Raw genomic sequence first — 18429 nt, 5'->3', positions numbered from 1 at the left:
TGAATTTGGTTGATAAGATGCTGGGCTCGGATCAAGTAATCAAGCAATTGATGATTTGATTTGAAGTTCTAGCAGAACCTTGACAACTGCATAGGTGAAGTCTGGAAAAACAAAGCATCTTACAGATGCATTGTTTTGAGTCTGATCTTCTGAAAGGAAGATTAGAACCAGAACAATGAAAATTCTTTTGAGCAAGAGCCGAGACTCTTGAATGTTCTTTGATTCGTGTCGAGCGAATCAGAGTTTGATCTTGTTTTAGGAGTCAACGAAAGTTGATGATTAAAACTTGAGAATCTGCTTTCAACGGCGGTAAGCGTTTAAGAGGTTAATTGGTCAAGCTACAAAGGGCTCACGGCGGATACCTTGGCACACAGAGGCGATGAAGGACGTGGTTACCTGCGATAAGTCTCGGGGAGCTGGAAGCACGCTTTGATCCGGGAATTTCCGAATGGGGCAACCCTTAATACGGCCAGCTGAATCCATAGGCTGGCACGAGCCAACCCAGCGAACTGAAACATCTTAGTAGCTGGAGGAAAGGAAAGTAAAAACGACTCCCTAAGTAGCGGCGAGCGAACGGGGAAGAGCCTAAACCGATGCTTTCGAGTATCGGGGTTGTGGGACAGCAACGTGTATCAGGAATGTTAGGAGAAGTGCTTGAATGGCACGCCACAGAGGGTGAAAGCCCCGTAACCGAAAACTGAACTGAGCTAGCTGTATCCCGAGTAGCACGGAGCACGTGAAATTCCGTGTGAATCCGCGAGGACCACCTCGTAAGGCTAAGTACTACTGTGTGACCGATAGCGAAACAGTACCGCGAGGGAAAGGTGAAAAGAACCCCGGGAGGGGAGTGAAATAGAACATGAAACCGTGAGCCTACAAGCAATGGGAGCCCTACTTATAGGGTGACCGTGTGCCTGTTGAAGAATGAGCCGGCGACTTATAGGCACTGGCGGGTTAAACCGGAAATGGTGGAGCCATAGCGAAAGCGAGTCTGAATAGGGCGTTTGTCAGTGTTTATAGACCCGAACCCGGGTGATCTAACCATGGCCAGGATGAAGCTTGGGTGATACCAAGTGGAGGTCCGAACCGACTGACGTTGAAAAGTCAGCGGATGAGCTGTGGTTAGGGGTGAAATGCCAATCGAACCCGGAGCTAGCTGGTTCTCCCCGAAATACGTTGAGGCGTAGCGTCTCGTGCTCCAGCAGGGGGGTAAAGCCACCATTTCGGTGCGGGCTGCGAGAGCGGTACCAAATCGAGATGAACTCTGAATACCCTGTGTGTAGCGAGGCAGTCAGACTGTGGGGGATAAGCTCCATGGTCGAGAGGGAAACAGCCCAGACCGCCAGCTAAGGTCCCCAAATCAACACTAAGTGATAAAGGAGGTGGGATTGCATAGACAACCAGGAGGTTTGCCTAGAAGCAGCCATCCTCAAAGGAGTGCGTAATAGCTCACTGGTCGAGCGATCCTGCGCCGAAAATGAACGGGGCTAAGTGTTGTACCGAAGCTGCGGATTTTTATGGTAGGGGAGCGTTCTATGTGGGGCGAAGCGTTAGCGTGAGCGGGCGTGGACTGCATAGAAGTGAGAATGTCGGCTTGAGTAGCGAAAACATGGGTGAGAATCCCATGCACCGAAACCCTAAGGGTTCCTCCGGCAGGCTCGTCCGCGGAGGGTTAGTCTGGACCTAAGGCGAGGCCGAAAGGCGTAGTCGATGGACAACAGGTCAACATTCCTGTACCGGTCATGTTTTGGGAAGAGGGACGGAGAAGGCTAGCCAAGCCAGACGTTGGTTACTGGTTCAAGCGTTCGAGGCGTTGAGGAGCGGTGAAAACGTTCCGAGCTGAGGCGTGAGTACGAGCTGCTACGGCAGCGAAGTTGGTGACGTCAAGCTTCCAAGAAAAGCTCTATACCCGTTAAGGCATGACTGCCAGTACCCGAAACCGACACAGGTGGGGTGGTAGAGAATACCGAGGTGCGCGAGGTAACTCTCTCTAAGGAACTCGGCAAAATGGCCCCGTAACTTCGGGAGAAGGGGTGCCACCGCAAGGTGGTCGCAGTGAAGAGGCCCTGGCGACTGTTTACCAAAAACACAGGTCTCCGCTAAGTCGCAAGACGATGTATGGGGGCTGACGCCTGCCCAGTGCCGGAAGGTTAAGGAAGCCGGTCAGCGTAAGCGAAGCTGGCGACTGAAGCCCCGGTGAACGGCGGCCGTAACTATAACGGTCCTAAGGTAGCGAAATTCCTTGTCGGGTAAGTTCCGACCCGCACGAAAGGCGTAACGATCAGGGCGCTGTCTCGGAGAGAGGCTCGGCGAAATAGAATTGTCTGTGAAGATGCGGACTACGTACACCTGGACAGAAAGACCCTATGAAGCTTTACTGTAGCTTGGTATTGTGCCCGGGCTCTGAATGCGCAGGATAGGTGGGAGACGTTGATCTCATGCTCGTGGGTATGAGTTAGTCACTGGTGAGATACCACTCTTTCAGAGCTAGGGTTCTAACGTTCACCCGTTATCCGGGGAGCGGACAGTATCAGGTGGGCAGTTTGACTGGGGCGGTCGCCTCCTAAAAGGTAACGGAGGCGCGCAAAGGTTTCCTCAGGCTGGTTGGAAATCAGCTGACGAGTGCAAAAGCAGAAGGAAGCTTGACTGTGAGACCTACAAGTCGAACAGGGACGAAAGTCGGCTTTAGTGATCCGACGGTTCTGAGTGGAAGGGCCGTCGCTCAACGGATAAAAGTTACTCTAGGGATAACAGGCTGATCTCCCCCAAGAGTTCACATCGACGGGGAGGTTTGGCACCTCGATGTCGGCTCATCGCAACCTGGGGCTGAAGTCGGTCCCAAGGGTTGGGCTGTTCGCCCATTAAAGCGGTACGCGAGCTGGGTTCAGAACGTCGTGAGACAGTTCGGTCCATATCCGGTGTACGCGCAGGAACATTGAGAGGATTTCTCCCTAGTACGAGAGGACCGGGAGGAACGCACCTCTGGTGTACCAGTTATCGTGCCAACGGTAAACGCTGGGTAGCCATGTGCGGAGTGGATAACCGCTGAAAGCATCTAAGTGGGAAGCCCACCTCAAGATGAGTGTTCCCATGGGGTAACCCAGTAAGGTCACGGGAAGAACACCCGTTGATAGGCTCTACGTGGAAGTCCAGTAATGGATGCAGCGGAGGAGTACTAATAGACCGAGGGCTTGACCAACATTTTGGTTCTTGCCTGAAGACTCATTTCTTTGTTGATTCAGACGTGTAGCGCAAGCTGCAGATCCTATGCAGTTCTCAGGGTTCATCCCTTGAGAATGTTTATAACTATCCTGGTGTCCATAGCGATGTGGTCCCACACCGATCCATCTCGAACTCGGTTGTGAAACGCATCAGCGGCGACGATATTTGGGGGGTAGCCCCCTGAGAAAATAGCTCGATGCCAGGTAAAACATTCTCTTATAGGTTGATGATTGGCTGGTTGTTGAAGCAATCACCATCACCACCCACGAAGAAGCCGCCTCCATGTGAGGTGGCTTTTTTGTTGTAAGGTTTTAGAAGTCTTTTGCGCCAATCTGTGCCAAGACGTTCGTTTGTTCGAAAGGTAGGGGGGCAGATATGGCAAGCCTGTCAGCGCTGGAATAATGCTGAATGTGTGGATTTGAGTGCTGCTTTTGCCTACTTTGTGCTGCAGTCTTTTTTCCCACTCTTGCTGATCGCGTTGTCAGTTGCGGCCAGGGTGTTTGGCGAAACTAACAGTTTGGATAATGTTTTGGCGTCGGTCACCCAGGTCTTGCCGCCTTCAGCAACCAACCTGGTGGATTCCACCTTGCGTGGGTTGGTGAACCAAGGCTTTGGTGCTGGAATTCTCGGTGTGGTTGTTCTGCTCCTTACAGCGAGTAATGCGTATCTGACCCTGCAGCGTGGAGCTGATCGGCTTTGGTCGGACATTCTTCCAGAGCCTGAAATCGGCCTGCCTTGGTGGAAGCAAGTGGTGCAGTTCTGCAGGACGCGCATAGAGGCTTTTTTGACGGTCTTTGCGATATCAGTACTGATCGTCTTTCAGCAATTGGTGCTCAGCATCCGACAGCTTCCGGAAGACATCCTTGGCGTTCTTGATGGTTTTATTCCAGGGTTGATGGCTCTTGTGCGATCCAGCCCCATTCTTCCGCTCGGGCGGATTCTTGTTCCAGCCCTGATTCTGTCGCTGATGGCGTTGCTGCTTCAGGTGGTGCTGCCTAGCCGCCGTGTTCCAAGAGCGCCCTTGATTCCTGGTGCCTTGTTGATTGGTTTTGGTTTGGCCTTTCTCAATAAAATACTCAGCTTAAGTATTGTTTCTCTTGGCAATCGTTATCAGGCTTATGGCGTTATCGGTGGCGTTTTGGTTTTAACGCTCTGGGTTTGGTTGGTGGGTGTCATTCTCTATTTTGGCCAATGTTTAAGTGTGGAATTAGCGGCGGTTCGTCTTGGCAAGCTTCGGCTCGGGGAACCGAACAACCTGACACCTTGAACTTCGTTTCAACTCTGCGAAGCTGAACCAACGGACCTTTTCCGTTGAAGCAAATGAATCGACCACCAGCAGTGTTGTGGATTGCAGTTGTTCTGCTTCTGCTGGTGCCAACAGCCGCAGGCCGTCTGTTGCTGGATCTTGCCGGTGGTCTGCTCCTCACGCTCCTGGCGCTTCCGTTGATCCTCTCCGGTCTGGGTTGGATTGGTTGGAAGGTGCTGCAGTCCAGGATGATCAGCTGCACCGCCTGCGGTGCCACAGGCTTTAAGGGAGCTGACCTTTGTGCTGTCTGTGGCACGCCCTATGGCAACGCTGGAGACGATGCTGGCGTTTCAGCGTCCCAGTCCACGCCGGCCAGCGATCTCACGATTGATGTCATCGCTCAGGATGTCGATTCCGATTCCTGAGCTTGCAGCTGACGTTCCCGAAGAAAGAGAAAAAACGGTGCAGCACAAGCAAATGCCACGCCGAAGCTCAAGGGAATGGCCAACCACCATCCTTTGATTTTCTGACGCGGACCTTCCACACAGATCCAGAGCGTGACGGCACTGGCCCCCACCAGCAGGTCGGCGCTCAATGAGCGTGCGGCCGCTGTGCTGTTGGCATCGGCAATGAACCGCGCCAGATCGAAGGCTTGGCCACCACCTTCAGCAATGAACTCAAGATTGGCTTTCCACGGCAAGATTGCTCCAAGAAGTGCCAGAAGCAGATAGATCCAGGGCAGTGCCTTACGCATTGTTTGTGGCCTCAAGGCTTTTGGGATCGAGTTCGACAATCGATTGTTCAACGCTGTCGAGCAGGCTCTGGCAACGGCTGAGGTAAACCTCACCGTGGAGAACCCGTTGCTGCAATTCCGCCAGAGGCACGCTGTCGTTCTGCAGCTCAGCGAGGAGCAGATCAAGGGCCTGCATTGCTTCCTCGTAGTTCAGGCCAGCGGCATCTTTGCGCCAGCCTTCGATGCGATCGCGTAACTCTTTGCTGGGTTGGCGCTTGCTCATCAGGAGGTGGTTTTTGGCGAATTGCGTTGGATCTGATCGACCCGTGTCTCAAGCGTTCCGTCGCTCATCCGAATGTTGAGCTGGTCTCCGATATTGACGGATTGAAGGTCTGGGATGGTGTCGCCGGCGGTGTTGCTGATAAGGGCAAGCCCGCGTTTCAGCCAGCGTTCCGGCGAAAGCGCCTTCAGCAACAGCTGTTTCTGCGCCAGCTCATGGCGGTGGCGCCTGATTCGCTCGAGGGGAGATTGTTGTTCAAGCACAAAGGCCCGATCCTGGAGCCGCTGGCGCTCGCGAAGGATTCGCCCCAGCAGCGCTTCTCTCAATCGGCTCTGTCGTTGCACAAGCCCCTGACGCGCCGCATCGCGGTCGGGCAGCAGCGCCACGATCGCTGCCGTGGGGGTGGCCGCGCGATGGTCCGCGACCAGATCTGCGACCGTCAGATCATCCTCGTGGCCGAGGCCCGTCACCACAGGCACTGGATAGCTCGCCAGAACGCGGCAGAGCGCCTCGTCATCGAACACCGCCAGGTCTTCCCGGCTTCCGCCACCGCGTGCCAGCACCAGGGCTTGAATTCCTAGTTCAGAAGTCCGTTCTGCCAAACCCTCCAGGGTGCCGATGATCGTGGAGGCCACTGCGCCTTGCACTGGAATCGGTACCACGATCAGTTGCGTCATGGGCCAGCGTTCAGCCGCGGTGCGCAGCATGTCGGCCAGGGCGGAACTGGGCACACTGGTGAGCACCGCAATGGTCGATGGTTGGCTCGGCAGTCGCCGCTGACGGTTGGGGTCGATCACCCCTTGCTGTTCCAGCAGCTGACGCACCCGTTCGAAGTCCCTGAGCACGGTGCTCAGGCTGGGGCGGATGTCCAGTGCCTGAACGGTGAGGCTGGCCCTCGCGGCCCAGAAATTCAGCTTCCCCACCACCGTGACGCCGTCACCGTCCTCAGGTCGGTAGCTGAGCTGGGCCAGTTTTGAGGCCCACACCACACCGGAAATGCTGGCGGCGCCGTCGGTGAGGGTCAGCCATAGATGGCCTTTTTTCAGCTGGGGCCTTGAGACCGTTGCCTCCAACAAAAAACGGGGCGCGAAGCCACGTTCCAGCAGGCTTCCGATGGCTGTGTTCAGTTCAGCAACGGAGTAAGTCGGAAGACGATCAACGCTCAAGGCGGCTGTAGGCGTAACCCCAGTAGATGCAGACAACGGCGGAGATGCTGGTGACAAGAACCCCCCAGTGCTGGTGAATCTGGGTGGCACCGATCGTGCAGATCACCAAGGCACTGCTGAGCAGCCTTGATCCGTCGCGTCTGTTCTGAACGTAAAGCGGTGCCAACGACTGTCTCAATGGAATGCACCCACTTTGATGCATCAGTGATGACAGTCGGCGAGGCAACAAAAAACCCCCCGGTCAGCCGAGGGGTTCTCAGATTCCGCGGTGCGGAACTCAGCCGAGGCCGATCTGGGACAGGATGCCCTGGCCGGTCAGGAGCTCGGTGCCGAGACCGATCACGATGCCCAGCATGGCCAGACGACCGTTCCAGGTCTCAGCGAAGTTGACGAAACCGAAGCGTGCGTTGTCAGACATGGGGGAGGACCGATTTGGTTTGGTAACAATGTAACAAAGGTTGGAGTTTTGTTGCGAGTGCTAACGGCTACAGGAAGGGGGATCCATTTGCATTGTTTACGCCTGCCCTCCGCTTGACCTGCGTTTCGTGCGGGCGGTCGGCAGTGCCTGGCGGGGGTCGTCGGGCCAGGGGTGCTTGGGGTAGCGCCCTCGCATCTCGCGGCGCACGTCCTGATAGCTACCTTGCCAGAAGCCTTTGAGATCCCGGGTGCGTTGCAGGGGACGACCTGCCGGTGAGAGCAGTTCCAGGGTGACGGGGATACGACCATTCAGCACGTGGGGCCCGTCGTCACATCCGAACATCTCCTGCAATTTCACGGCAAGGATGACCTCGTCGCCCGTGTAAAGCAGTGTGGCCTGCCGGCCGGCTGGGATCGGGACGCGACGCGGCAACAGCCCATCCAGCTGTTGTCTGAGGCTCCAGTCCAGATCGCCCCAGAGCGCTTCTTCCAGTGCTGCTGTGCTGATGTCGCCCCAACCCAGGCAGCCCTCCAGGGTTGGACCAAGCCAGGTGTCAGCCTGCTCCAGCAGCGTCGTGAGATCCCTTGCCGGCCATGGGCTGCCCACCTGCTGATGCATCCATTCCAGCCGTTGGCGCAGTTGATGGCTGCTGTCCGTCCAGGGCAGTGCGTCAAGGCTGGAGTTCTTCTGCAGCTGTTCGATGAGCAGGCTCCGGCATAGCGGCGCTGCTGGCGAAGGCTGTGGCGTGCGGCGCACCACCAATTCACCCAGTTTCAGCAGTCGTTCGGCGCGGATCCTCTGGCGTTCAGGATCCCAGCTGACTAAGTCCTGCCAATGGCCGTCTTGCTCAGCGATGGTCAGCAGGGTGCTCTGGCTCAGGGCCACTGCCATCTGGATGCGGGTGTCTCTGTCGCCCATGTCGACCCTGGCGACGGCCAGGGCCGGGCTCCCCTGAAGCGGATCCCAGGGAAGCAGCACGGCGCCGCGTCCCTGGCGCAACTGATAGCGACCGGTCTGGTCCGGTCGCTCTTGCGCTAGCCATTCCGGAAAGGCCGCCAGGATCAGATCGCCGGCGCTGACGGACGATCCCTGGTTCTGGGGTGACGGGCCAAGTCGATTCAGTTGGCGGCGGAGCTGCTGGCTGAGCGTTCGCAGTGATGGATGGCGCTGGATGCTGTTGAGCCGGGCCTCGAGATCGCTACCGATTTGGCGGCGATCGAAGGGATCCCTTTCGCTGAGGATTGCCGCCAAATCACACCCCAGCTGGGGGGCGCCCTGTTCATGGGCCTCCAGCAGCAGCATGCCGAGACGGGGGTGAACGCCCAGGCCGCCGATCAACCGTCCCCGCCTGCTGATGCGGCCGTCTTGCTCCAGCAGGCCGAGCTGTTGCAGGCCGTGCTGTCCCTCCTGCATGGCGGCTGCAGGTGGTGGGTCCAGCCATGGCAGCTCATCCCCCAGTCCAGCTCCCCACTGGGCCAGTTCCATCAATACGGGCTGGGGATCCGCCAGCAGTAGTTCGGGGGGGTGGAAGCGTGGTCGTCGCTGTTGCTCCGCGGGCGACCAGAGGCGGATGCAGCTGCCTGGGCATTGGCGGCCGGCTCGGCCCTTGCGCTGCTCCGCACTGGCCAGGCTGGAGGCGGTCGTCTCCAGGCCTTCCATTTGGGTGTTGGGGTCGTAGCGCAGTTGACGGCTGAGGCCGCTGTCAATCACCAGCCGCACACCATCGATTGTGAGGGAGCTTTCCGCAATGGCACTGGCCAGGATGATGCTGCCGTCCTGGTTCGGATCGCAGCGCTGGAGGGCTGAACTCTGTTGTTGCAGTGGGAGTTGCCCATGCAGCACTTGAATGCGCCAGTTCTGCAGAGCCGCTGCTTCGGTCAGGGTCTGCCTGCAGCGTTCAATCTCTGCGAGCCCAGGCAGGAAGACCAGTACACCGCTTCCCTGAGGTTGCTCGAGGGCATGGTGCTCAATGGCGCGTAACACCTGTCGAGGCAGGGGTTCGTCCGGTCGTGGCGCTTGGTGATGGGTCTCCACCGGGTAACAGCGGCCTGGGCTTTCCAGCACTGTCGCTTCGGGCAGGCGTTCTCTCAGGTCGGACAGATCCAGCGTGGCGGACATCAACATCAACGCCAGGTCTGGATTCAGCAGCGGACGCGCTTCGCGCAGCAGCGCGAGGGCCAGATCCGCATCACGCCCCCTCTCATGAAATTCATCGAAAATTACGCAGCCCACCCCATCCAGTGAGGGGTCGCTCTGCAGGCGCCGCAGGAAGAGGCCGTCGGTGATCACCTCCACCTGGGTGCGGCTGGATCGTTTCTGTTCCCCGCGTACGGCATAGCCGATGCGGCCACCCACGTCTTCTCCGAGGCTGGCGGCGAGGCGGGCGGCGGCGGCCTTGGTGGCCAGCCGCCGCGGCTCAATCATCCAGATTTTTTGCTTCCCTGCGAAGACCCCCGGCCCTTCCGTCAGGGCCCCGATCAGCGCTAAGGGAACCCGTGTGGTCTTGCCTGCCCCGGGTGGCGCCTGCAGCAGAACTGTTTGTCCCGGGCGAACTTCAGAGCAGATCCGCGCCAGCAGGGCGTCGATCGGGAACTGGCTCAAACCGGTGCTGCCGCTCGATTCATGGGACGAGATTCATCAGGCCCAACAGAAGCAGGCTGCTGATGGCGCCAACAGCGGCCAGCAACCGCACAAGGGGCCCGATGGAAACAACGAGGGAGGCCATAAAGACTTTCTTAAAGGCCGAATTGATTCCGGTCTAGCCCCTTGGTTTTCGCCTCGCTGCATTCATTCGCACGCCTTTACACACGCTGTGCCTCGATCAACGCACGTGGCGGGTTCCGTCCACGGGGTGGTACTCCTCGCCGGTGAGTTCTTCGAACACGATCGCCGGAAGGCCGGTCTCGAACATGGTTTGCAGCGCCTCCTTGAGATAAGGGTTCCAGCCACCGGTGCTCACCTGGCCGTGACGGACGGTCCAGTCCCAGGTGCCCTGAAGGTCGCGGGGGATCCTGCCTTCCCGGTCACGACGGGCCACCAGATCAAGAGATTCGACAAGTCCCACGGTGATGGGGTCCTTTCCGTAAGCGGGAGTCAGGCTCAATTCCAAGCGAACCGGATCTTCTTTCATCAGCCGAAGCCGAAACCGGGGGGGCAGCTTGATGCCCTTGATGACCGCGGCAACGATGCGTGTTCTCTGATCCACTCAGGCGACCCCTGTCGACTCCAAGCGCCCAATTTATTCAGTGCCGGGTCCAGCGGCCGTCGAGGTCTCGTCATCGTCACCGCCGAAGCGCACCGTCAGCAGGTCTTCTTCGGTGATGCGTCCCTCGCTGTCCAGCAGTTCCGGGTGGATGGTGACCTGGCCAGTGCGGTCCTTGGGATCGCTGATGGGGCCACCGCTGATCGGACCACTGGCAGCACGAAAACCCTTGCTCATGACACGGAAGGCCTGCCAGAGAAGGGCCACGAACAAGGCCCCATAGAGAAGCGGAAACAGCGAACCGAGCATGACCCTCCCATTCAACTGAATCTATGCATTCTCACGCTATCGGGAGCCCGGTTGCATGCGGTCACAGCTTTGACATGGATCTTGGCTGTTTTTGCATCGGCTCTTCGTAGCGTTGAGACAGCCGATCGCCGTGCAGCTGTGATGACGTTCCAGTCCCGCTCGCTTGCCGCTTCCGCTCTGGCGGGGGGATTGCTGGTGGCCGGAGTTTCGTCGATTCCCTTGCTTGTTGGTCCTCAGCAGGCTGAGGCGCGCCCTGCGATCCGTCGCGACTCGTTTGTCGCTGCCGCCGTCAAACGCAGTGGTCCGGCTGTGGTCACCCTGGAGACGGCTCGGACCGTGAAGCAGTCCGGTGCTGCGGGTGTGCCCCCGGCGCTCATGCGGGATCCCATGTTTCGCCACTTCTTCGGGATTCCACGCTCTGCGGGTCCGCGCTCCAGGGTTCAACGTGGTCAAGGAAGTGGAGTCATCTTCGATGCCAAGGGCCTACTCCTGACTAATGCTCACGTGGTGGAGGGGGCGGATCAACTCACTGTGGGCCTGTCCGATGGGAGAAGGGTGCCTGCCCGGGTGGTGGGTAAAGACAGCCTCACTGATCTCGCAGTGGTCCGTCTTGAAGGTCCCGGCCCTTGGCCTGTCGCTGATCTGGGCGATTCCGATCGACTCAGTGTGGGCGACTGGGCGATTGCAGTGGGCAACCCCTATGGGCTGGAGAGCACGGTGACCCTGGGGATCATCAGCAATCTCAACCGCAACGTTGCTCAGCTCGGGATTTCTGGCAAGCGTCTGTATCTGATCCAGACCGATGCAGCGATCAATCCCGGCAACTCCGGGGGGCCGCTGCTCAATGCCGATGGCGAGGTGATCGGGATCAACACTCTGGTGCGATCAGGGCCTGGGGCGGGTCTGGGTTTTGCCATCCCCGTCAATCGTGCCCGTGCCATTGCGGACCAGTTGGTGACCCGCGGCAAGGCCCGTCACCCGGTGATCGGCATTCGTCTGTCCCCGGTGCCCCGCCCCACACCGACATCCCAAGTGCCGCCCGGAGCCGTGATTCGCTCTGTCCAGCCTGGGGGACCGGCGGACCGCGCCGGGCTCAAAGTGGATGACGTGATCACGACGTTCGACGGCAAGCCTGTCGCTGACCCTGCAGCCGTGGTCAGTGCCATCGACCGCCGTGGTGTGGGGGCCACGGTTGTGTTGGGAGTGCGACGTGGTCAGGAGCAGATCACGATCGAAGTCAAGCCTGTCGATTTGTCGGCCTTGGCCTCAAGTTGAAGCCTTGCATCCAGGCGTCAGGCGTCAAGCGTCGTCCGCGTCCCGCAGTTGTTCAACGCATTGGGTGATGCATTCGCCATCGTCGAGCGAACAGGTGGTGATGCACTGGAAATAGGTTTCCACGGCGTCCCAGGTCTGCTCATGGGGTACCGGGCCCGGGTCTGATGAACCGCCAACGGGTTCGGTGCTGCCTTGGCCGGGAACCATGCTCATTGGGGTTGGGGATCAGTTTTGTCAGCCTATGCAGACGAAAACAACAGGTAAAGAGAAATAAGTCTTCCTGCCTAAGGCTGTATGAAGTTTTTGCTGGGGCGGCCCGATGCTCGTCAGGCCGCCTTTTTGCGGCGGGCGTCGCGTGCTTTCTGCTTCTCCTTGTTGGCTTTCCGCTTGGACTCTCGCTCTGCAGCCAGTTCTTTCTCCTTGGCAGCAGCCCTTTCCTCCTCTTTTTTCTCGAGGTAGTAGTTGTAATCACCCCGATACAGGACCAGCTCGCCCTCTCGCAGTTCGACGATCCGGTTGGCCACGCGGGAGATGAAATAACGGTCGTGGGAGACCAGTAGCGCAGCTCCTTCGTAGGCCATCAAGGCGTCCTCGAGCATCTGCTTGGCCGGAATGTCGAGGTGATTGGTGGGCTCATCCAAGACCAGCAGGTTGCAGGGGGTGAGCAACATCAGCGCCAGTGCCAGGCGGGCTTTTTCTCCTCCGCTGAGCTTCCCGACCTCCTTGAACACCGAGTCGTTGCTGAAGCAGAAACTGCCCAGCAGCGAACGAACCTGGGTCTGGGTCCAGTCGGGGACCGCTTCGTACATCGTGTCGATCACGGTCTTCGATAGATCCAGTGCTTCGGCTTGGTTCTGTTCGAAGTAGCCCGCAATGACGTTGTGCTCCCCCAGTCGGGCACTGCCTTCATCGGGGGGTTCCACCCCCATGACCAGGCGCAGCAGGGTTGACTTGCCTGCGCCGTTGGGACCCACGAAGGCGATGCGGTCTCCCCGCTGGACCTCCAGTTCAGCCCCCAGAAACAGGATCTTGTCTCCATAGCTGTGGGTGACGTTGTCGATCAGGGCAACCTGCGCCCCTGAGCGCGGAGCGGGCGGGAACTGGAAACTCGGCCCCGCCACGGATTCGATCGGTGCCTCCACCCGTTCCACTTTGTCCAGTTGCTTCTCACGGCTCTTGGCCTGGGTGCTGCGCGTAGCGCTGGCGCGAAAACGATCGATGTAGGCCTGTTGGGTGGCGATGTCTTTCTGCTGGCGTTCGAAGGCCGCCTGCGTGGCCTCCCGTTCCATCTGTTTCTGCTCCAGGTGGGCGGTGTAGTTCCCCAGATAGCTGCGGGACACGCCACGCTCGGTGGAGACGATCTGATTGCAGACCCGGTCGAGGAAGGTGCGGTCGTGGCTGATCACCACGAGAGCGGCACTCTGCTCCAGCAGGTAGGTCTCCAGCCATTGGATGGTCTCCACATCCAGATGGTTCGTCGGTTCGTCCAGCAGCAGTAGATCCGGCTCCTGCAGAAGGATTTTCCCCAGGGCGATGCGCATTTGCCACCCCCCGGAATAGTCCTTCACCTGAAGCTCAGCCCCCTCAGCTGTGAAGCCGATCGTGGGCAGAAGCTTGTCGATCCGGGCATCGAGTTCGTAGCCATGCAGCGCTTCGAAACGGCTTTGCAGCTGTCCGAGTTGCTGGATCAGCTGATCGAGATGCTCGGGATCTTCCGCAGCGCGTTCCGACCCCATGGCCTCCTCCACCTGCTTTTGCCGGTTCATCACCTCGGCTGCTTCGCCGAAGGCCTGAAAGAGCTCCTGGCGCACGGTGCGCTCCAGGTCCACGTCAAATTCCTGCTGGAGGTAAGCAATGCGGGGTTCTCCCTGACGCACCACCTGGCCACTGGTCGGTTCCTCGTGACCGGCGATGAGACGCATTTGGGTGGATTTACCGGCGCCGTTGACCCCCACCAGTCCAATCCTGTCCCCAGGTTTGACCTCCCAGGTCACCGCGCGAAGCACTTCCCCAGTGGGGTAAATCTTGCTGACGTTTTCGAGTCGCAGCACCGGCGGAAGGCGTCCTGCTCCCCATCATCCCTGTCGGCAAACTAGGGGCGTTTTCAAGGGGTGGTCGCCATGCTGAAACTGGAGCAGCTGGCCGCCCTTGTGGTGGCTGCAGGCCTGGCGGTTGTGAGTTATTTGCTTTTCTTCAGTTGGGCCGGCGGTGGTGGTTACGAACGCCGTCAGCGCGCCGAGCCCCAGGCGTTCCTGACATCCGACGCGCCCGAGCTCAAAGACCGCCTCTCGCTTTAACCAGCCAGCGCGTGCTGTCTTCATCGTCGAGGCTGGCCAAATGCTCCCGCACCTCTTGGGCCGTGACCGGCAGCCCCAGTTCGTCGCCCAAGCTGCAGATGCTGGCCATGGCGCCGTTGGGATCCTGCAGGGCCTGGCGGAACAATGCCTGGGTCTGCTCTGAATTGCTGCTGATGCGGGCGTACAGCGATGCGGCGTTGGAAGTCATCGCGCTCTGAGCAACTGCTCAAACGCTATTCAGAGCCGAAGGTCTTGTCAGGCGGCCTGTTCGATCCCGTCATCGTGCTGCCCCAGGGCCGAAGCGTCTTCCATGCTGCGGGCATCCATGCAGAGCACCTTGCGCAACTGCGCATAGTTGGCCGCCTGGGTGTTGCGTCCTTCCTGGGAGGCGCTGTATTCGGCCCGTTGCAACACGTGGTGCAGGTGTGTCAGCAGGTAAGTGCTGACCACAGCTGAAACCAGCACGTCGCTGTTTTCAGCACTGCGACGGGGGCGTCGAGACCGAGCGCGTGATCCGGCTGGGCTGCGACGGGAGCGAGATGTGGCTTGTGTCATGGGGTACTCCGAGGAGGACCAGTGCCCCCACCATAGTCATGGATACTACCCTTGACCACCTCTGTACACTTTTAAGTAGCTGAGCCTCTTTCTGGGGATCCGGTCGTGCCCACCCGTCAGACCTCATCCAGCGGGAAGCCCAAGTCCCCGAGAATTCAGGTTGTTCTGCCTGAAGATCTCTGCGCCCGCTTGACCGCCATGGCTGAGCTGGAATCCCGCACGGTGAGCAACATGGCGCGGGTGCTGATCCAGCAGGGAGTGCAGCGCCATGAGCAGGAGCTGGAAGCGTCCGCTCCGGTTCCGACCCGCGAGGAACGCTTGCGGTCGGCTCTGGAATCGCAACAGCCCCGCCGTCTGCGGGGAGCCCCACGGCGATTGCGTCTTCATCGGCCTGGTTAGATCTAGGTCGTTCTGGTCAGGCTGGATTCACCCGCACGCCAAGCACGGTCTCGCGACTGGCCCCTGTCACCGCAGGCACATTGCCGGGGTGGTTCCGCTCGTGCCACCAGGCCAGCAGCGCGAAGACCAGGGCCTCTCTTGCATCTGCCGGTACCCCGAGAGTGCTGCTCTCATCCACCTGGGCACCACGGCAGCGCCGGCGCAATTCGTTGATCAACATCGGGTTTTGGCTGCCACCTCCTGCGGTGAACAGTTCGATTGGTGCAATGCCGCTTGTCTGGCGTAGCTGCTCCAGATCCTGCGCGACAACAGCGGCGGAAAAGGCTGTCAGGGTTGCCATGGCGTCGGGGGCTGAGGCTGCATCCAGCTGATGCAGCCGTCGGTTGAGGTCCTCCTTCCCGAAGCACTCCCGTCCGGTGGATTTCGGCGGTGCCAGCTGGAAATACTCCTCCTGGAGCCAGCGTTGGATCCAGGCCTCGTCCGCACGGCCCCGAGCGGCCATTGCGCCTCCCTTGTCGAAGTTTTGGGCCCCGTCGGTGAAGCGGAGCATGCCCAGGTCGATCAGGCTGTTTGCTGGCCCGCAGTCCCATCCCAAAACTGCGGCATGGCGGTCTGCCCCACTGCGGGGGGGGATCAGGGTGAGGTTGGCAATTCCGCCGAGGTTCAGCAGCGCCCGCCAGCCCTCTGTGCGCCCCACCAGCGCCGCATCAGCCCGAGGCACAAGGGGTGCTCCCTGGCCGCCAAGGGCCAGATCAGCGGCCCGGAAGTCATGGATCACAGGCCGTTGCAGCAGGTGGGCCAGCAGCGGTGCTTGCAGCATCTGCCAGCTAGCTCCCCGCCTTCCATCGGCCGGGGGACGGTGCCAGACGGTCTGACCATGGCAGCCGATCACTTCCGCTTTGCCGACTGGATCGCACGCCTGCACCGCTTCCGCCTGCACCATCGTGATCGCTTCCGCCAGGTCCAGCCAGAGGGACGCTGACATCGGGTTGCCTTGGCCGGCAGCCACCACCTGCTGATGCAGCTCAGCTGGGTAGGGCTGATGGTGGTGGTGAAGCAAGGACCATTGCGGATGCTGGGCCGTGCCCTCGAAGCGTGCCAGCACGGCATCGACACCGTCAGCACTGGTTCCGCTCATCAGCCCGAGGCAGTGCATCGGCTCAGATCTTGGGCAGGCGTTGCAGATCGTCCACTAGCCCCATCACCACCAGTAGGTGACCCTCCTCCAGCACATGGGACGCCGGTGGGTTCACCATCAAGCTGCTTTGTGGTCCAGCCGCCAGCACGTTGACCCGGAAGTTCTTGCGCAGATTCAGATCCCGGAGCGACCGGCCCACAAACGGTTCCGGAACCTTGATCTCCTCGATGCAGTGCTGTTCATCCAGGGCCAAGCGCTCCATCAGGTTGGGGCGCACCAGTTCAAGCCCGAGGCGTTCTCCCTGCATACGCGAGGGGAAGATCACCCTGTCGGCACCCACCCGTTTCAGCATTTTTTCGTGGAGGTCGCTTGTCGCCCTCGCGATTACCTGGCGAACCCGGCTTCCTTCACTGTCTTTGGCGATCAACGTTGCGGTGATGCTCGCCTCGATCGGCTCGCTGATCGCTACCACCACGGTTCCCATCTCGAGCACGCCGGCCTCCCGAAGGGCCTCTTCGTCGGTGCAGTCGACAACGCGGGCCTCCACGCTGGGCTCCACTTGACGCAATTCATCCACCGCCCGTTCCGAGCGGTCCACGGCCAGAACATCCGCGCCGTTCTGAAGCAGCTCCCGGCAAACAGCAATGCCGAAACGGCCGACGCCGATGATCGCGAAGCCCAGGCGATCGCTGCCCTGGATCGGGCTCCACTGCCACCACTCCTTCATCGCCGGATCCCCCGCTGAAAGCCTTCAGACATACAGATCCTCGTTGGGATAACCGATTCGATTCTGGCGATGCATGTGGATTTGTTCCTGGGTCATCGCTTCCCAGATCGCACTGAGCAGCAGCAGGATTCCCAGTCGTCCCACAAACATTCCCACCATCAGCACAGCCTGGCCGAAACGGGGAAGCTCAATGGTTACCCCGAGATCCAGGCCCACCGTGGCAAAGGCGGAGACGCAGGTGAACAGCATTTCCATAAAGGTGAATGAATCCTTGCCGTTCAAATTGCTGGCGATGCTGATCAGCAGAGCCATGGCCATCACGAACAGCAGGGAGCCCACCGTGATGCCGACGGCCCGCAGAACGACCTTGTCGCCGATGGTTCTGTTGCGGATCACCACCGCTTCCCGGCCCCGCAGGGTGGAGCGCGTGGCCGCCATCAAGGCGGCCACAGTGGTGGTCTTGATCCCTCCACCGGTGCCGCCGGGGCTGGCCCCGATGAACATCAACACCATCAGCAACAGCAGGCTGGATTCGGTCACGCTTTCCAGCGAGAGCGGAACGGTGGTGAAGCCAGCCGTACGCGCCGTGACGGATTCGAACAGGGCCGTCAGCCAGCGCTCAGGCCAGGGCATGCCCGTGAAGATTTCGCCCTGGTTCAACCATTCGGTCAGGGCCAGACCTCCTGCTCCGAAGGCAATGAGCAGCAAGCTGGTGCGGAGCACCAGGCGGGAGTGCAGGCTTAGACGACGTCGTCCTCGCCCTCTGCGCAGGAGCTGCGTGCTCAGATCGCTGGTGACCCGCCAACCCAGGCCCCCCGTCACGATCAGCAGCATTACGACGGCATTCACCACACCATTGCTGCGGTAGCGCTCGAGGCTGTCGCTCCAGAGCCCGAACCCTGCGTTGTTGTAGGCCGAGATGCTGTGAAAAACGGCGGCCCATAGACGTTCTCCTTGGTTGGGAATGTCGTCGAAGCCGAAGTGATAGAGGATCACGGCACCCAGCAGGATCACCAGCGTTGCCGTCAGGGCAATGCCGCGAAAGGTGCGACCAACGCCCCCCACGCCGAATTCATCGAGGGCTTGGCCCCGGTCCAGGCGGCGGCGCAGAGCAGTCCCCTGCACCACAAAGCCCTGCAGAAAGGTGGTGATGGCCATGAGGCCAAGCCCCCCGGCCAGGATCATCAGGGCCAGCACCGCCTGACCGAAGGTCGTCAGGTCCGTGCCGATGTCGATGATCGACAGTCCCGTCACCGTGATGGCGGACGTGGCTGTGAACAGCGCTTCCCAGAGCCCAACGCTGCTTGAGGAGCAGAGCGGAGTGGCCAGAAGCAGCGTGCCGATCAGCACCACCAGCAAACCGGTCACCACGGTGAACTGGGGAACCGTGAGCCGACGATGCCAGCCCTGGCTGCGTTCAATGGCCCTTCCGATCGGCACAGGCGTATGTGGGATCTGCCCA

Annotated in this window: 20 protein-coding genes and 2 rRNA genes; 7 read left to right on the top strand and 15 right to left on the bottom strand. The window is 59.8% G+C overall.

Annotated features, from left to right (window positions below; genetic code table 11):
- The first annotated feature begins 331 nt into the window (after positions 1–331).
- The 4 genes from SynPROSU1_RS12005 to SynPROSU1_RS11990 all read left to right on the top strand — a co-directional run bounded on the left by SynPROSU1_RS12005 (position 332) and on the right by SynPROSU1_RS11990 (position 4893).
- A 23S ribosomal RNA gene (locus SynPROSU1_RS12005) occupies positions 332–3199 on the top strand.
- A 111-nt stretch (positions 3200–3310) separates the two neighbouring features.
- A 5S ribosomal RNA gene (rrf, locus tag SynPROSU1_RS12000) occupies positions 3311–3427 on the top strand.
- 129 nt (positions 3428–3556) lie between these two features.
- A complete protein-coding gene (locus SynPROSU1_RS11995) occupies positions 3557–4489 on the top strand; it encodes a YihY/virulence factor BrkB family protein (RefSeq protein WP_186572385.1) in 933 nt (310 codons plus the stop codon).
- A gap of 53 nt (positions 4490–4542) precedes the next feature.
- The gene (locus SynPROSU1_RS11990; RefSeq protein WP_186570699.1) at positions 4543–4893 is read left to right on the top strand and encodes a hypothetical protein; all 351 of its coding nucleotides are present in this window, start codon (positions 4543–4545) and stop codon (positions 4891–4893) included.
- Here the strand turns inward: SynPROSU1_RS11990 and SynPROSU1_RS11985 are convergent.
- From SynPROSU1_RS11985 to SynPROSU1_RS11950, 8 genes are all read right to left on the bottom strand, one after another.
- Positions 4869–5222, bottom strand: coding sequence for a DUF2834 domain-containing protein (locus tag SynPROSU1_RS11985; RefSeq protein WP_186570698.1), 354 nt, complete (start codon positions 5220–5222; stop codon positions 4869–4871). The genes SynPROSU1_RS11990 and SynPROSU1_RS11985 overlap by 25 nt on opposite strands.
- On the bottom strand, positions 5215–5484 hold the full coding sequence (xseB, locus tag SynPROSU1_RS11980; RefSeq protein WP_186570697.1) for an exodeoxyribonuclease VII small subunit: 270 nt from the start codon (positions 5482–5484) through the stop codon (positions 5215–5217). The genes SynPROSU1_RS11985 and xseB overlap by 8 nt, the downstream gene beginning before the upstream one ends.
- Entirely contained in the window at positions 5484–6647 is a 1164-nt protein-coding gene (xseA, locus tag SynPROSU1_RS11975; protein WP_186570696.1) for an exodeoxyribonuclease VII large subunit, read from the bottom strand. Before xseA ends, xseB begins: the two co-directional genes overlap by 1 nt.
- Entirely contained in the window at positions 6637–6813 is a 177-nt protein-coding gene (locus SynPROSU1_RS11970; RefSeq protein ID WP_186570695.1) for a hypothetical protein, read from the bottom strand. Before SynPROSU1_RS11970 ends, xseA begins: the two co-directional genes overlap by 11 nt.
- 111 nt (positions 6814–6924) lie before the next feature.
- Positions 6925–7065: a chlorophyll a/b-binding protein gene (locus tag SynPROSU1_RS11965; RefSeq protein WP_011365253.1), complete on the bottom strand. Its 141-nt coding sequence runs from the start codon at positions 7063–7065 to the stop codon at positions 6925–6927.
- Between the two features lie 96 nt (positions 7066–7161).
- Positions 7162–9666: an ATP-dependent helicase HrpB gene (gene hrpB, locus SynPROSU1_RS11960; protein ID WP_186570694.1), complete on the bottom strand. Its 2505-nt coding sequence runs from the start codon at positions 9664–9666 to the stop codon at positions 7162–7164.
- A gap of 220 nt (positions 9667–9886) precedes the next feature.
- Positions 9887–10270, bottom strand: coding sequence for a hypothetical protein (locus SynPROSU1_RS11955; RefSeq protein ID WP_115022581.1), 384 nt, complete (start codon positions 10268–10270; stop codon positions 9887–9889).
- 33 nt (positions 10271–10303) lie between these two features.
- Positions 10304–10576: a DUF2973 domain-containing protein gene (locus SynPROSU1_RS11950; protein WP_186570693.1), complete on the bottom strand. Its 273-nt coding sequence runs from the start codon at positions 10574–10576 to the stop codon at positions 10304–10306.
- Between the two features lie 141 nt (positions 10577–10717).
- On the opposite strand from SynPROSU1_RS11950, the gene SynPROSU1_RS11945 reads away from it, so the two are divergent.
- Positions 10718–11851, top strand: a complete 1134-nt coding sequence (locus tag SynPROSU1_RS11945) for a trypsin-like peptidase domain-containing protein (RefSeq protein ID WP_186570692.1) — start codon at positions 10718–10720, stop codon at positions 11849–11851.
- A gap of 24 nt (positions 11852–11875) precedes the next feature.
- Here the strand turns inward: SynPROSU1_RS11945 and SynPROSU1_RS11940 are convergent, their stop codons facing one another.
- Positions 11876–12064, bottom strand: coding sequence for a hypothetical protein (locus SynPROSU1_RS11940; RefSeq protein WP_186570691.1), 189 nt, complete (start codon positions 12062–12064; stop codon positions 11876–11878).
- Between the two features lie 113 nt (positions 12065–12177).
- Complete coding sequence (locus tag SynPROSU1_RS11935) at positions 12178–13902, bottom strand: ABC-F family ATP-binding cassette domain-containing protein (RefSeq protein WP_186570690.1); 1725 nt, start codon at positions 13900–13902, stop codon at positions 12178–12180.
- Positions 13903–13971: 69 nt separating this feature from the next.
- Here SynPROSU1_RS11935 and SynPROSU1_RS11930 point away from each other — a divergent pair, with 69 nt between their 5' ends.
- Positions 13972–14148 carry a hypothetical protein gene (locus tag SynPROSU1_RS11930; protein WP_186570689.1) on the top strand — a complete coding sequence of 59 codons (177 nt, stop codon included), beginning with the start codon at positions 13972–13974 and terminating at the stop codon, positions 14146–14148.
- Here the strand turns inward: SynPROSU1_RS11930 and SynPROSU1_RS11925 are convergent.
- Both SynPROSU1_RS11925 and SynPROSU1_RS11920 read right to left on the bottom strand, forming a co-directional pair.
- Positions 14126–14356, bottom strand: a complete 231-nt coding sequence (locus tag SynPROSU1_RS11925) for a hypothetical protein (protein WP_186570688.1) — start codon at positions 14354–14356, stop codon at positions 14126–14128. The two genes, SynPROSU1_RS11930 and SynPROSU1_RS11925, sit on opposite strands and share 23 nt — an antisense overlap.
- A 47-nt stretch (positions 14357–14403) precedes the next feature.
- Positions 14404–14703, bottom strand: coding sequence for a hypothetical protein (locus SynPROSU1_RS11920; protein WP_186570687.1), 300 nt, complete (start codon positions 14701–14703; stop codon positions 14404–14406).
- A gap of 105 nt (positions 14704–14808) precedes the next feature.
- On the opposite strand from SynPROSU1_RS11920, the gene SynPROSU1_RS11915 reads away from it, so the two are divergent.
- On the top strand, positions 14809–15102 hold the full coding sequence (locus SynPROSU1_RS11915) for a hypothetical protein (protein ID WP_186570686.1): 294 nt from the start codon (positions 14809–14811) through the stop codon (positions 15100–15102).
- Between the two features lie 16 nt (positions 15103–15118).
- Here the strand turns inward: SynPROSU1_RS11915 and SynPROSU1_RS11910 are convergent, their stop codons facing one another.
- The 3 genes from SynPROSU1_RS11910 to SynPROSU1_RS11900 are packed head-to-tail and all read right to left on the bottom strand — an operon-like array spanning position 15119 to position 18407.
- On the bottom strand, positions 15119–16258 hold the full coding sequence (locus tag SynPROSU1_RS11910; protein ID WP_186570685.1) for an anhydro-N-acetylmuramic acid kinase: 1140 nt from the start codon (positions 16256–16258) through the stop codon (positions 15119–15121).
- A 4-nt stretch (positions 16259–16262) separates the two neighbouring features.
- Positions 16263–16967 (bottom strand): TrkA family potassium uptake protein, encoded by a 705-nt coding sequence (locus SynPROSU1_RS11905; protein ID WP_115022567.1) that lies wholly within the window; start codon positions 16965–16967, stop codon positions 16263–16265.
- A 24-nt stretch (positions 16968–16991) separates the two neighbouring features.
- Positions 16992–18407: a TrkH family potassium uptake protein gene (locus tag SynPROSU1_RS11900; protein WP_186570684.1), complete on the bottom strand. Its 1416-nt coding sequence runs from the start codon at positions 18405–18407 to the stop codon at positions 16992–16994.
- Positions 18408–18429 lie beyond the last annotated feature (22 nt).

Source organism: Synechococcus sp. PROS-U-1, from assembly GCF_014279755.1.
Lineage (GTDB): Bacteria > Cyanobacteriota > Cyanobacteriia > PCC-6307 > Cyanobiaceae > Parasynechococcus.
This window is presented reverse-complemented; position numbering and strand designations above follow the sequence as displayed.